The sequence below is a fragment of the Fervidobacterium nodosum Rt17-B1 genome, from assembly GCF_000017545.1.
GTDB lineage: Bacteria > Thermotogota > Thermotogae > Thermotogales > Fervidobacteriaceae > Fervidobacterium > Fervidobacterium nodosum.
Genome location: NC_009718.1, coordinates 154,630 through 168,477 on the forward strand (window position 1 = coordinate 154,630; position 13,848 = coordinate 168,477).

Consider the following 13,848-nt stretch of genomic DNA (forward strand, 5'->3'; position numbering starts at 1 on the left):
TGAAAGGATAGTCTCACCGGAGAGGACTGGTTACGATAGTTATTCCTTAAGACCTAAATTTCTTTCTGAATATATAGGTCAAGAGAATATAAAGGAAAGGTTGAAGCTTGCTATCCAAGCTTCTAAGATGCGTGGCGAACAGCTTGACCATATTTTGCTTGCTGGACCTCCAGGCCTTGGTAAAACGACACTTGCAACTATAATAGCGAATGAATTAAATGCAAATATACATGTCACAAGTGGCCCGATATTAGAAAAGCAAGGAGATTTAGCTGCGATATTGACAAACCTTGAAGCAGGTGATGTGTTATTTATAGATGAAATACATAGGATGAACAGGAATGTCGAAGAAATCTTGTACTCTGCGATGGAAGATTTTCAAGTTGATATAATGATAGGTAAAGGACCAGCGGCAAGGTCAATAAGAGTGGAATTACAACCTTTTACATTGATAGGTGCTACAACAAGAAGCGGGCTTTTAACCTCCCCTTTAAGAAATAGATTTGGTATGATTTTCGAAATGAATTTCTATACTCAAGAAGAACTTAAGATGATAATAACTCGGGCAGCCGAAGTTATGGGTACTTTAATTGATGATGACGCAGCCCTTTCTATTGCAAAAAGGTCGAGAGGGACTCCAAGGATTGCTATAAGGTTACTCAAGAGAGTTCGTGACTTGAGTACAGTACGTGGCTCAGAAAATATAACACTCAATATAGTTGAGGAAGTTATGAGATTATTGGGTGTCGACGAGTTTGGGCTTGATGAAATGGATAGAAAAATATTGAAGACAATTATAGAAATTTACAAAGGTGGTCCTGTCGGATTGAAATCTTTAGCAGCTTCTCTTGGTATAACTGAAGACACAATCTCAGAAGTTTATGAACCTTTTTTAGTGCAAAGTGGTTTCATTGCAAGGGGAGCACGCGGAAGGATTGCTACTGAAAAGGCTTATAAATACTTAGGTTATAACACTCTACCTGGAGGGTTGTTTGATGGATTCGGAAATATTGAATAGTTATTCAATGATAAAGAAAAATTACGAATACGTCATGAATAAAATTTCGGAACATGCACTGAAAGTTGGCAGAAAGCCAGATGAAATAAAGATAGTCGCTGTTACAAAGACTCATCCTGTTGAGATTATAAAAACTGCTTACGATGTTGGGTTAAGAATTTTTGGTGAAAATTACGCGCAAGAACTTCGTGATAAATCTGAGCAATTAAATTTTCCAGACATTGAATGGCATTACATAGGGCGTATTCAAACAAATAAATTGAAATACATAGTTCCTGTTGCTTATCTCATTCATTCAGTTTATAGGATAAACGAAATTGAGGAAATCAACAAAATAGCTTCGAAAATGGGAAAAATTCAAAAAATTTTGATAGAAGTTAATGTTTCAGGTGAAGAAACAAAAGGTGGTATTAGTCCAAATAATATTGAAGATCTATTGAAGGAATCTGAAAAGTTTAAAAACGTCCAAGTTATTGGACTTATGACGATGGCTCCATTTGTTGAACCGGAATCTACAAGGAAATATTTTAGGATGTTGCGTGAAATTAGAGATGGTATCTCAAAGAGATTTCCGAATTTGAAAGAACTATCTATGGGTATGAGTAACGATTTTGAAGTGGCAGTTGAAGAAGGAAGTACGATAGTTAGAATAGGTACTGCGATATTTGGTGAAAGGGGGAAATAATGTGTTTATACTTGGTAATCTTTTCTATGCGATGGGTTATGTTTTGAGAATATTTTTGAATTTTGAAATGACTGTTATAATTATTACCGCGATATTGAGTTGGATACCTAATATGTATTCTTTCAAATTTTATCATATATTGAGGGATATAGCTGAAATTGTGGAAAGACCTATCAGAAAATATATACCCCCGATAGGCTATATAGACATAACCCCTTTGATCGCAATTCTTATTTTGATTTTCCTAGACCAATTCATGGCTCAATCACTTATAGATTTAGGTTGGAGATTGAAATAAATGATTAAGTTAGGTATTTTTTATCGCGTAGATTACGTAGAAGCAGCGAAGTTTGTTCTTGAAAATATTGTAAAAAATTTTGAAGTAAAACACTTTACGGATTCCTCTTTGGATTTTGACGAGGAGAAGTTTTCCGTTGATGTGAACATCGTTGTTGGCGGTGATGGTACGGTTTTAAGGACTTTAAAGAAAGTAAATACTCCCGTTATAGGTGTAAAAGCAGGGAGATTAGGATTTTTCTCAGGATACTTGCTTAACGAAATTGACAAACTTATTCAAGATTTGAAAGATTGGAATTTTATTGAAGACAAACGCTGGACTCTTCGAATTGAAACAAAGAAAGGAACTTATTTTGCAATAAATGATGCTGTCATTCAAAAAGATGTATCTCAAAAAATTCTTGATTTGGATGTAAAAATTACAGACGGTACGTTTTATTATCACGCCGATGGATTGGTTATAAGCACCCCAACGGGTTCTTCAGCATATGCTCTCGCACTTGGTGGGCCTATTATGCTTCCAAATGTTGAGGCGTTTGAAATTACACCTATGGCACCACAATTTTTAGCAAATAGGAGTCTTGTAATTCCAAGTAACGAAAGGATTGCAGTAAGATCAAGTGAAGTTGCAAATTTGATAGTAGACGGGGATTTAGTTGAGCAGACAAATGAGTTTAGAATCAAAAAGTGTAATAGAACTGTGATTATTTTAAGGCCAAAATCATACGACTTTTCCACTTCGATAAAAGAAAAGATAGGTTACGGAAGAAAAATACTGAAAAATGGTTTGTGAAAATCAATCAAGAAGGTGAACGATGTGAAATGGCTTATTGAAACTAACATTAATGAAATGAAAAAAATTTTAACAAAAGAGGCATGGTACGTTGAAGATCTCCTTAGATTAACAATGGAAGCTTTTAAAGAACGCAATCTGGAATTAGCGAAAAAAGTTAAAAATCAGTATTGGGATATATATGAAGAGTACCTAAATATACTAAATTTTTCTCAAACAATTGTTGGGACATCTAACCCAAGCGGTTACGAGCTGAGATTTATTTTTGGAAGTGTGCTTGTTGCAAAAGTTTTGTTGGATATAAGTTCTAGGCTTAAAGATATCGCTGAGGATATAGAAAATTTGATAAAAGAGCCGGAGCTCAATCAAAGTATCATGCTTCCCGAAATGTTTTCATTCGCTCAAAAAATGCTAAGAAAAGCATTGAGAATATATGTTGACCAAAATACCGAAGGTGCCTATGGAATATGTAACCAAGATGAGATTATGGATAAAATGCTTGAAAAATTCCAAGAAGATATAACAACGATCATACAAAATAATCCAAGGTTGATTAAGAGGGGTTTAATTTTGTTAGATATTTCAAAAATCTTAGAGGAAATTTCAGATTTTGCCGTTCAGATTATAGAGATTACATTTTACATTTTGACTGGTAATTATTACACATGCTACAATGACGAATTACAACAATTTTCAGTTGATAACCTTAAAAGTGAAAATTGAAAAATAAAAATATACATTGGGGTGAATAGGTTGAAGACTCTGACAAGATATGTTTTAAAGCAAGCATTGAAACCATTTTTTATGGGACTCGCTGGTTTTATTGTGTTTGTCAGCGTAGAATGGCTTTATCAAATTTCAGATTACATAATTAGAAATAGAGTTGGAATAGATAAATTACTACTATTTGTAATGTACAACATACCTTACTTTACATTTCTCGGTATCCCTGTTGGGGTACTTTTTTCAATATTCTGGGTTATAAGCGATATGTACAACAACAGAGAAATTACTGCTTTATTGGTTCACGGTGTTTCGGCTAAGCATTTAGTTACACCGTTTATCATTCTTGCACTAATCTTAGGCTTTTTCTCCTGGTTGCTTGGTGATTACGTTGTTCCAACCGCCAATTACAAATCTTCGCAGATACTCAACCAGTATATATTTCAATCACCTGAAAGTGTTGTAAAGACAAATATGCTTGTAGAATTAGAAAAAGATGTTTATTTTTATGTTAAAGAACACAACAAAGCTAAAGGTGAACTTTACGATGTAGTTTTATTTAGAAATGAAGAGGGAAACGAACAGATTCTTACAGCTAAAAAAGTTATAAAAAGGAAAGACGGTTGGTTTTTATTAGACGGATCGATGTATATAGTGGAGTTGAAAACAGGATTTCTCAAATTAGACATGCAATTTAAAGAAATGAAATTAGACGTTGCTGGTGAAATCGAAGAAATGCTAAGGGCTTACAAAACTACAAGGGATAAAACTTCAAAAGAGCTAAGAGAACAACTTCAAACGTACAAGAAATTAGGTATAAATGCTTCGAATTTGATTGTTGAACTTAACCAACGTTATGCAAATGCTCTAGGAGCTTTGGTTATAGTTTTGATAGGTCTTCCTGTTTCATTGTTGTTTGGGTTTATTAGCAGGTCTTGGAGCATTATCCTTACATTTCTTATAATTGTACTATACCAAGGTTCGGGTGCATGGTTGTCTGGTATGGGAAAAGAAGGATTAATGGATCCGATGCTTGCAACGTGGCTTCCGAACATTGTATTTTCCGTTGTTGGGTTCATTATGTATATTTTTGTCGATACTCCAATAGCTTTTAAAGTGAGAGAGTTTTTGTCAAGGTTGTTCTTATTCATATTGATAATAGTTGTTTTTTTCGGTTTTACTAATTCCATTGGCTTTTCAGAAAATCTTGTAAAGGTCAACTCTCTGGATGCTTATTTTTCAGAAGAAGTTGTTAGATTTAAAGGAGAGGTTTCTTTTTCTTGGGATAATTATAAACTTCTTTGTGATGAAGCAACAGCGACAATTGTTGATGGTAAGATAAAAGCAATTCAAGCTACTGGTGAAATAAAATTTTACGATAAAGATATGACGTACACTGCCAGAAGTTTTAAATATGATTTTGAAAGTGAAAGGGCGTTGATAGTCAAAGCTAAAGTTGTTTACAATTATAACTATAACAACAAAAAAATCCCAGTTTATGTTTACAGTTCTGAAATAAATTATGAAGCTACATCAACATTGACCCAACTTGAAGACTCTTATTTAACCACTTGTAATTTGGAAGAACCGCATTATATGATTCTTTCTTCCGATGTATATGTATTCGAAAATAAGTACATAGTTGCTAAAAATTCGTTTTTAGTAATTTTGGGTGCTCCCATTTTCCTGTATCCTCTTTATATAATGAACCTTGATGGTGTTCCTCCATACTCTTTTTCAATTACATTCGGAAATACTTTAGTTGTATCTCAGTCATTCAATTTTGCTGTAAATAAATGGGCAGTAAAATTATCATTTGGAACAGAAGGAGTTGGAATTGAAACTCAGAACACGCAGAGTAAATCAGATAAAATATCTTACAATCAATCTAAGGATAGTTTTGAACTTATGCTATCACCTTTTATTTACAGGTATTCAAAGGGGAATATTTATTATAAATACGATGGACCTATATACGTTGAGGGTACGTACATCAATGATAATAATTTCTATCACAAACTTGGTTTTAACTATCAAAATCAAAATGTCTATTTTAGACCTTATATTATGTACGATAAAAAACTAACCGATACTTTAATTGTTTTAAATGGTGGAATAAAGAACTTATCTTTTGATATTCTTCCAGAAAATAGCTTGAAAGTTAATTCCGTTGACAGTACTTATAGAATGCAATACGACGGATACTTATTCGAACCAGAAAAAGATTGGAAAACTTCTAATCAAACTATTTACAACATTGGATTATCAAACAAGGTTATAAATTATAATATTTCGGCAAATGGCTCAGTGTACAATAACAGCGAAAATAGAAATGTTGTTTACACATACCAATTGCCTTGGAATTGGAAGTTGGATAATTTTTCACTAAATTTCAACTATACTTTCACGCTGAAAAATGTGTACAATTATTCTAATAACACTTCAAAGCAATCATTGGGTGCATCTGATAAGTATAACGTTACAGGAATGTACAATATTGGTCCACTTAAAACTTCGCTTTCTTGGGAGCAAGTTTACAATTACCTCGATGAACCAACATCTACAGATAGGAATTTATTAAAGTTTACACTTGAAGCTAACTCATCAAATCTTACACTTTCGACGTCAAGAAGTATCGATTTGATAAAAAATAATCAGCTACCTGATACTTTGACAGTAAAGTACAACCAAACAATTGGAGATTTCAATATTGGTGGTTCTCTATCCACAACGTATGATAACACTTTGCGCAAACTTGGTAATGAGAACATCACACTTGAAATGCGTTACACCCCATTCTCATTAAGGTACGCTTTGCAATTTATTATTAGACCGGGGATGTCTTTAGACAATTATGTACATGTCATAAATTATGGTAATCTAAATGCTACCATATACCAACAAAACGATTATATAAAAAACATTGTTGCTTCAGGTTCTTTTAATCTTTTTGATTATACAGCAATGCTGAGAGCAAATTACAATAAAACTTCAAAAGAAGCTACTCCGACGTGGAATTTTACATATGCAATGGAAAAAAAGAACGAAAAATATGTTCTATCTTATAATACAGATAATAAAAATACCTATAAATTAGAAATGGACTTAAAGAATCTTGACCCAAATATCAAACTCAGCGTTACATTTAATCCCTCAACAATGTCATTTGATTATTTCTCATTCAACTTTGATAAATCATTGCATTGTTGGAGATTAAATGCTGGAATTGATTTTAAAAATAGAAATTCTCCGAACATTTTTGATAATATTGATAAGATTTATTTTAAATTTTACTTGACCGATATACCAGATAAATTTTTCCAATTTGATCCGAAGAATGGTCAGTTTAATTTTAATGGGATGTGAGACGTTGGCTTTAGATACACAAGATGAATTTTTTAAAAAGTTTGTAAATTTTATAAGAGAGTATGTTCCTAATTGTTCATCGGTTCTCCTTGCGGTCTCAGGTGGAGTAGATTCTATTGTCATGTTAGATCTTTTCAACAGAGCAAAGGACGAGTTATTAATAAACATTGGAGTTGCTACTTTCAACCATAAGTTGAGAACTGAAGCGGATGATGAGGTGATTTTTGTTCAAAAATTTTGTGAAGGATTGGGAATTCCATTTTTTCCAGGTGAAGCTGATGTAAAAATGTATTGCGAGCAAAATAAGTTATCAATAGAAGAAGGCGCACGGATTTTAAGGTATGAATTTCTGAAACGTACTGCTAAAGAAAATGGATACAGCTTTATAGCCACGGCACATAACGCCAACGATCTTTTAGAAACAATAATACTTAGGCAAATAAAAGGCACTGGACCTTTTGGTTTGGCGGCTATAAAGCCTATAAATGGTATATTTATAAGACCACTTATCTTTTTCACACGTAAAGAGATAGAAGAATATGCCAAAGAAAGAAAACTTGAGTATGTTATCGATAGGACGAATTTTGATATTGAGTACAACCGAAATTTTGTAAGGCACAAAATAGTCCCCCTCTTAAAAGAGATTAATCCTTCTGTTGAAAGTGCTTATTTAAAGCTGGCAAAAAATATCTGGGAACTTGATAGTTATGTAGATAGAGCTATTGGTATTGATAAGAGTAATCTTGAAAAAATCGGAAACAATTTTATTTTTAAACTGGTAAATGATGAGTACCTTCAGATTGAACAAATTAGAAGGTATTCTTTGTTGTTATTTGGTAAACCATTAGATTACGAAAAACTTGAACGATTTAAAAAAGCAAGAAGCTCTGGAAAACCGTCTTATAAAATATCTTTTTGGGGAGCACTTGGAATTGAGATTTCTTATGGGTGGTGTATGATGGGAGACATAGTAAATTATCCGGTTTTTGAAAAGATTGTATGCTTTGATGGAAGCAAAGAGTTTGAGCTAATAGAAGCAAACGGTTACTTTATAAAATTTGCAAAGTATGATATAATTAATAAAAAAGAGCATACAAATGTGTGTTTTAAGGTTCGCAATTGGAGAGGTGGTGATAGGTTGTTGAGTGGTAAAAAAGTTAAAGAATTATTTTCAGAGAGGAAAGTTCCAACGTTTTTAAGAAAGTTGATACCGCTTGTGTTTTTATCCGAAAGCGAGCAAGATAGTAAAGTTATTTACATACCGTTTTTGTATGAAGCAAAAAGCTATCTAAATGATATTGGTGTTTTTATAGAAACGAAAGGAGGTTTTCATTTTGAATCGTAACATTGGATCGGTAATTTTTCTAATACTAATTGCACTCTCTTTATTTTGGATTTACGAAGGTTTTATAAATTCTAAGGGTGCAATAGAGCTTAACATGAGTTACAGTGACTTTATAAAACGAGTCAGTAACAGTGAAACGGATATAGCTGAAGTGGTTATAAAAGATGATGGTAATCTGAGTATAAAGACAAAGCAAGGAAGATCGTATTCTGTTTATGCTCCTTGGTTTAGATACGATATAGAGACAATTAACAAGCTTGTTGAATATGGAATAGTGATTCAAGGTGAAAGAGTTACAGATAGCAGTTTTTGGGTAAATGTTATTGGAAATATCGCGATTTTTATAGTTACTCTATTACTTTTTGCGTTTATAATTCGCGGTCTTGGACGTGGAAATAACCAGGCATTTACCTTCACAAAAAGTAGGGCGGAGAAGGTCAATCCTAATAAAATAAAAGTAACATTTAAGGATGTAGCTGGTGTAGATGAGGCTGTTGAAGAACTCAAAGAAACCGTTGAGTTTTTGAAAAATCCTGGAAAATTTACAAAAATTGGGGCAAGAATGCCGAAAGGTATTTTACTCGTTGGACCTCCGGGTACTGGTAAGACATTACTTGCACGTGCTGTTGCTGGAGAAGCAAACGTTCCTTTCTTCCACATAAGTGGTTCTGATTTTGTTGAATTGTTTGTCGGTGTTGGTGCGGCAAGGGTAAGAGATTTATTTGAGCAAGCGAAGGCTAATTCTCCTTGTATAGTTTTTATAGATGAAATTGACGCTGTTGGTAGGCATAGAGGTGCAGGTCTTGGCGGAGGTCATGATGAAAGGGAACAAACCCTAAACCAATTGTTAGTTGAAATGGATGGTTTTGACGTTAATCAAGCTATTGTAGTAATGGCCGCAACGAATAGGCCAGATATACTTGATCCTGCACTGTTAAGACCTGGAAGGTTTGATAAGAAAGTTGTTGTTGATCCACCAGATGTAAAAGGAAGAGAAGCTATATTGAAAATACATTTAAGAAATAAACCTATAGATAAAGATGTTGATGTCTCTGTACTTGCTAAACGCACAACGGGATTTGTTGGCGCTGATCTTGAAAATTTGGTAAACGAAGCAGCATTGTTAGCCGCAAGAGATGGTAGAAATGTCATTAAGATGAACGATTTTGAGGAAGCAATAGATAGGGTTATAGCCGGACCTGCTAGAAAATCGAGAGTTATCTCCGAAAAGCAGAAGAAGATAGTTGCTTATCATGAAGTAGGACATGCGATAATAAGCTCTTCATTACCAAATTCAGATCCTGTTCACAGAATATCAATAACACCACGTGGTTACGCAGCTCTTGGATACACATTACATTTACCTGCTGAAGACAAGTACTTAGTTAGTAAAAACGAACTACTCGATAATATAACGACACTTTTAGGTGGTAGAGCAGCTGAAGAGCTAGTTTTTGGCGATTTTACAAGTGGGGCAGCAAACGATATTGAAAGAGCTACCGAAATAGCAAGAAAGATGGTTTGTGAATATGGAATGAGTGATAATTTTGGACCTTTAGCTTGGGGTAAGACGGAACAAGAAGTATTCCTTGGCAAAGAATTGACAAGGATAAGAAATTACAGTGAAGAAGTTGCTAAAATGATAGACCACGAGATTCAAAATATCATAAAATCTTGCTATGAGCGTGCAATGGATATTTTAACTAAGAATAGGGAAAAAATGGAACAAATAGTTGCAGTTTTGTTGGAACGTGAAGTAATGAGTGGTGAAGAACTAAGAGCAATGCTTAATGGGAACGAAAGTGGATTAGACACTAATTTACAAGAAGCGTAAAGAAACTTACAAATTTTTTCACGATTTTCTTACAGGGAATGGGGGGAACATTGTGGAAGAATTAAGCAGAATTTTAGGATTGAGCAAATCTGTAGAAGTTATTCCAGATGAATCAATGGTATGGGACGAAGATGAAGAATTATCTCATTTACATCTGCTTTCAACTTCTGGATTAATCAAAGAAATAAATCTTGTTACCGGAGAATTTTTAAATCAGTTTCTTGAAGAGGAAAATGTATCAGTTGTGAACTACAACGAAATAATTCATTTGAAACCTGTTGTTATTGGCGAAAGACTAATTGTTGGTATTAGAGTTACAGAGGTTGTAAATAACATCGTTACTTTTAAGGTGATTGTTATGAGAGAAACAGAAAAAATAGCAGAAGGTACTGTAAAAAGAGTTGTCGTTTCTAAAAATTACCTTAGGAGAAAAGCCCTTGAACAGATTTGAAATTCAATGAATTTTTGGGAGGATTTGAGTATTTAATGAGAAAACCAAGAGACGCGGAATCATTTAGAGAATACGAATACATTTTGAAATTCAAAAAATCAGAAAAAATTTTAAAAGATATTTCAGGCAACCTTCCCAAGGTTGCCTTTATTTTCCCAAACAATTACGAAATTGCAAGTGGTTCACTTGCTTGGAGTTGGATTCAACAGCTTTTGTCTCAGCAGGGAATAGGTGTGGAACGTTTTTTCTATGAAAAATGGTTTAAGAAATTTTATTCTTTAGAATCTCAGATACCTATCGATGAATTTCCTGTGTGGTTAATTACTTTCCAATTTGAAAATGATTTACTAAATATAGCCGATATACTTATAAAAAAAGGTATACCACTGAAGGCTAATGAAAGAAACGAATATCACCCACTTATAATAATAGGTGGACCAACTACACTTTTCAATTACAAAATTGTCGAAGAAATCGCCGACTTGGTGTTCATAGGTGACATAGAATGTTCGATAACTCAATTTTCAGAAGCGCTTAAATATTATATTGATAGTCGTTTAGTTGATAAATTCTTGGATGTTAATGAGATTTACTCAAAGAAATTTGGTAAGATTAAATTTTCAAAATGTTTTGGCACCCTTTTCCCAGTTCCACACTCACATTATGTTAGTAGCATGTCATCGTTTAAGAACAAAATGCTTATCGAAATTGGAAGAGGGTGTATTTGGAGATGTGCATTTTGCGTTACAGGATACACAAAGAAACCCGTAAAATTTGCAAAGATAGACGACATTGTAGAAATCTTTGAAAAATACAAAAACAATGAAATTGAGTATGGATTAATAAGTGCTACCATTACAGATTACCCGTATCTTGATGAACTACTCGATTATGTCGAGAAGAATAAAGTAAAATTTTCTGTTTCTTCCATGAGAATAGACAAAGTTAACGAAAGATTGTTGAGGGTTCTTAAGGAGACAAACCAATACTCATTTACAGTTGCACCAGAAGGTATATCTCAAAAAATAAGAGATGTTATGATGAAAGATATGTCGACTGATGATATAATAAACGGACTAATTTTAGGTAGAAAAGTTGGATTTGATAGTGTAAAGCTTTACTACATAATAGGGCTTGAAGAAGAAGATGAGAAAGATTACAATGATTTTTTTGAATTTATTAAAGAAGTACAAAAAATGGGGTATAAGAACATAACATTAAGTATAAACCCTCTTGTACCAAAACCAATGACACCATTTGAAAAAAGAAATATGATTTCAAAAAAAGAGTATGAAAATAGAATGTTAAAAATCAAGAAAAGCCTTCCAAAAAATGTTAAGGCAGATTTTGAAAGCTATAAGGAAAGTTTTATACAGTACGAAATAGCGTATTTGAGTGGCGAAGATGTGATTTATTACATAGCTAAATTTTTCCCAATTTCATAGCAAAAAAACCGGTTGAGAGTATTATAGCTGTTTCGAATCTCAATATCTTTTTTCCTAAACAGATACTTTTGAATTTGCTTTTAAGCAATTTTAATTCGCTTTTTGAAAATCCTCCTTCAGGTCCAGCTATTATACCAACACTCTTGGATATTCTCTTTGGAATTTTTCTTCCTTTAAAATCTAAGATATATGTACTCTCCGGTGCTAGAGAGAAAATATCTAAAAATTCTATGGGTTTTATTGTTGGAAAGTGGTACCTAACACATTGTTTTGATGCTTCCCTTACAATAAGCTCAAGCTTGTCTTGCTTATCGTCGTAATGTCGTGAAGCCCTTTCATTGTTGAAGACGTATATCTCATCTACACCCAATTCGACGGCTTTTTCAATAGTCCATCTGAGCCTTTCCCATCTACCTGAAGGAGCGAAGAGTACAAGTTTATTGTTTGTAACTTCAACAAATTCATAAGATAGGACATTGCCGTACGCTTCGTTTTTTCCAATAGATTTTATTATAACTTTATATTTTCCACCGTTTCCGTCTGTTGCTTCGACTATTTCACCTTCTTTTAGCCTCATTACTTTCATATGTGTAACTTCATGCTCATCAAAATAAACAGAATCATTCTTAGGAATGCAAAAGTATATATTTGGCAAAGGTAACACCCCCAAATTTTTAAATTTACTTATTTACAAAACCACCGCCCTATTTAGGGCGGTGATTAGGTTTTCTAAACTCTCTAATTAAATTTCAAATTTAATTACCAGTGGAGTAATTCTTTTTCTGTTTCTTTATCGAACACATGCATTGTTGTCATGTCGAAAACGAGGTCTATCTTCTGGCCTTCCTTTGCCTGGCTCTTTGCGTTAACTCTTGCTACAAGCCTATCCTCACCAGCAACAACGTGTAGTAATGTTTCGCTACCAAGTGGTTCAACAACATCAACGGTAACTTCAGCGGTATTTTCTGGTTTTGGCGCGATTGCGAACATTTTGTCGTATATATTTTCTGGCCTTATACCAAATATTATATCTTTATCAACATATTTTGAAAGTTTCTCTTCGTATTCTGCGGGAACCTTCAATTTTAATCCGCTTGTCTTTACCCAAAGACCACCTTCACCCTTGATTATCTTTCCATTAATAAAGTTCATTGATGGGCTACCGATGAATCCTGCAACGAAAATATTCGCTGGTCTATTGTAAACTTCGTACGGGCTACCAATTTGCTGGATTAAACCGTCTTTCATGATAACAATCTTGTCTGCCATTGTCATAGCTTCAACTTGGTCGTGTGTAACGTAAACGATTGTCGCTTCTAATCTTGCGTGTAACTTCTTAAGTTCAGCTCTCATTTGAACACGAAGTTTTGCGTCGAGGTTTGAAAGAGGTTCGTCGAATAGGAAAACTTTCGGATGTCTCACGATAGCTCTTCCAACGGCGACTCTTTGCCTCTGACCACCGGAAAGTTGCCTTGGTTTTCTGTCTAATAAATGCTCAATCTCAAGAATTTTTGCAGCTTCTCTAACTCTTTTTTCTATCTCATCTTTTGGAACTTTTCTAAGCTTAAGACCAAACGCCATATTTTCGTAAACAGTCATATGTGGATAAAGTGCGTAGTTTTGGAAAACGAATGCGATGTCCCTATCTTTTGGCTCAACATCGTTTACAACTCTTCCATCGATTTTGATTTCACCTTTCGTAATTTCTTCAAGCCCTGCAATCATTCTTAGTGTAGTTGTTTTTCCACAACCAGATGGACCAAGCAACACGACAAATTCCTTATCTTCGACTGTAAAATTTGCATCTTTAACTGCTTCAACCTTGCCTTCATATATCTTCCATACATGTTCAAGTACAACCTGAGCCATAGACTCAACCTCCCTTTTTTGA

General features: G+C 33.9%; 12 protein-coding genes. 10 read left to right on the top strand and 2 right to left on the bottom strand.

Annotation, left to right across the window (positions count from 1 at the left end; all coding sequences use genetic code 11):
- The first annotated feature begins 7 nt into the window (after nt 1–7).
- The 10 genes from ruvB to FNOD_RS00845 are packed head-to-tail and all read left to right on the top strand — an operon-like array spanning nt 8 to nt 11,957.
- Entirely contained in the window at nt 8–1,018 is a 1,011-nt protein-coding gene (ruvB, locus tag FNOD_RS00800) for a Holliday junction branch migration DNA helicase RuvB (RefSeq protein WP_187146497.1), read from the top strand.
- On the top strand, nt 996–1,703 hold the full coding sequence (locus tag FNOD_RS00805) for a YggS family pyridoxal phosphate-dependent enzyme (RefSeq protein ID WP_011993343.1): 708 nt from the start codon (nt 996–998) through the stop codon (nt 1,701–1,703). The genes ruvB and FNOD_RS00805 overlap by 23 nt, the downstream gene beginning before the upstream one ends.
- 1 nt (nt 1,704) lies before the next feature.
- Nucleotides 1,705–2,001, top strand: coding sequence for a YggT family protein (locus tag FNOD_RS00810; RefSeq protein ID WP_011993344.1), 297 nt, complete (start codon nt 1,705–1,707; stop codon nt 1,999–2,001).
- A complete protein-coding gene (locus FNOD_RS00815) occupies nt 2,002–2,793 on the top strand; it encodes an NAD(+) kinase (RefSeq protein WP_011993345.1) in 792 nt (263 codons plus the stop codon).
- A 24-nt stretch (nt 2,794–2,817) separates the two neighbouring features.
- Nucleotides 2,818–3,516, top strand: coding sequence for a phosphate signaling complex PhoU family protein (locus FNOD_RS00820; protein ID WP_011993346.1), 699 nt, complete (start codon nt 2,818–2,820; stop codon nt 3,514–3,516).
- Between the two features lie 21 nt (nt 3,517–3,537).
- Nucleotides 3,538–6,882: an LptF/LptG family permease gene (locus tag FNOD_RS00825; protein WP_238374597.1), complete on the top strand. Its 3,345-nt coding sequence runs from the start codon at nt 3,538–3,540 to the stop codon at nt 6,880–6,882.
- 4 nt (nt 6,883–6,886) lie between these two features.
- The gene (gene tilS / locus FNOD_RS00830) at nt 6,887–8,227 is read left to right on the top strand and encodes a tRNA lysidine(34) synthetase TilS (RefSeq protein WP_041256751.1); all 1,341 of its coding nucleotides are present in this window, start codon (nt 6,887–6,889) and stop codon (nt 8,225–8,227) included.
- On the top strand, nt 8,217–10,061 hold the full coding sequence (gene ftsH, locus FNOD_RS00835; protein WP_011993349.1) for an ATP-dependent zinc metalloprotease FtsH: 1,845 nt from the start codon (nt 8,217–8,219) through the stop codon (nt 10,059–10,061). The genes tilS and ftsH overlap by 11 nt, the downstream gene beginning before the upstream one ends.
- A 52-nt stretch (nt 10,062–10,113) precedes the next feature.
- The gene (locus FNOD_RS00840; RefSeq protein WP_011993350.1) at nt 10,114–10,512 is read left to right on the top strand and encodes a thioesterase family protein; all 399 of its coding nucleotides are present in this window, start codon (nt 10,114–10,116) and stop codon (nt 10,510–10,512) included.
- Nucleotides 10,513–10,547: 35 nt separating this feature from the next.
- Nucleotides 10,548–11,957, top strand: a complete 1,410-nt coding sequence (locus FNOD_RS00845) for a B12-binding domain-containing radical SAM protein (RefSeq protein ID WP_011993351.1) — start codon at nt 10,548–10,550, stop codon at nt 11,955–11,957.
- Here the strand turns inward: FNOD_RS00845 and FNOD_RS00850 are convergent.
- Complete coding sequence (locus tag FNOD_RS00850) at nt 11,935–12,612, bottom strand: 16S rRNA (uracil(1498)-N(3))-methyltransferase (RefSeq protein WP_011993352.1); 678 nt, start codon at nt 12,610–12,612, stop codon at nt 11,935–11,937. The genes FNOD_RS00845 and FNOD_RS00850 overlap by 23 nt on opposite strands.
- A 104-nt stretch (nt 12,613–12,716) precedes the next feature.
- Nucleotides 12,717–13,826: an ABC transporter ATP-binding protein gene (locus FNOD_RS00855; RefSeq protein WP_011993353.1), complete on the bottom strand. Its 1,110-nt coding sequence runs from the start codon at nt 13,824–13,826 to the stop codon at nt 12,717–12,719.
- Nucleotides 13,827–13,848: the final 22 nt, after the last annotated feature.

What these genes read in the sequence shown, in the direction of transcription:
- FNOD_RS00805 (WP_011993343.1), top strand. Translation starts at nt 996, where the DNA reads ATGGATTCGGAAATATTGAATAGTTATTCAATGATAAAGAAAAATTAC.
- FNOD_RS00815 (WP_011993345.1), top strand. Translation starts at nt 2,002, where the DNA reads ATGATTAAGTTAGGTATTTTTTATCGCGTAGATTACGTAGAAGCAGCG.
- FNOD_RS00845 (WP_011993351.1), top strand. Translation starts at nt 10,548, where the DNA reads ATGAGAAAACCAAGAGACGCGGAATCATTTAGAGAATACGAATACATT.
- FNOD_RS00855 (WP_011993353.1), bottom strand. Translation starts at nt 13,826, where the DNA reads ATGGCTCAGGTTGTACTTGAACATGTATGGAAGATATATGAAGGCAAG.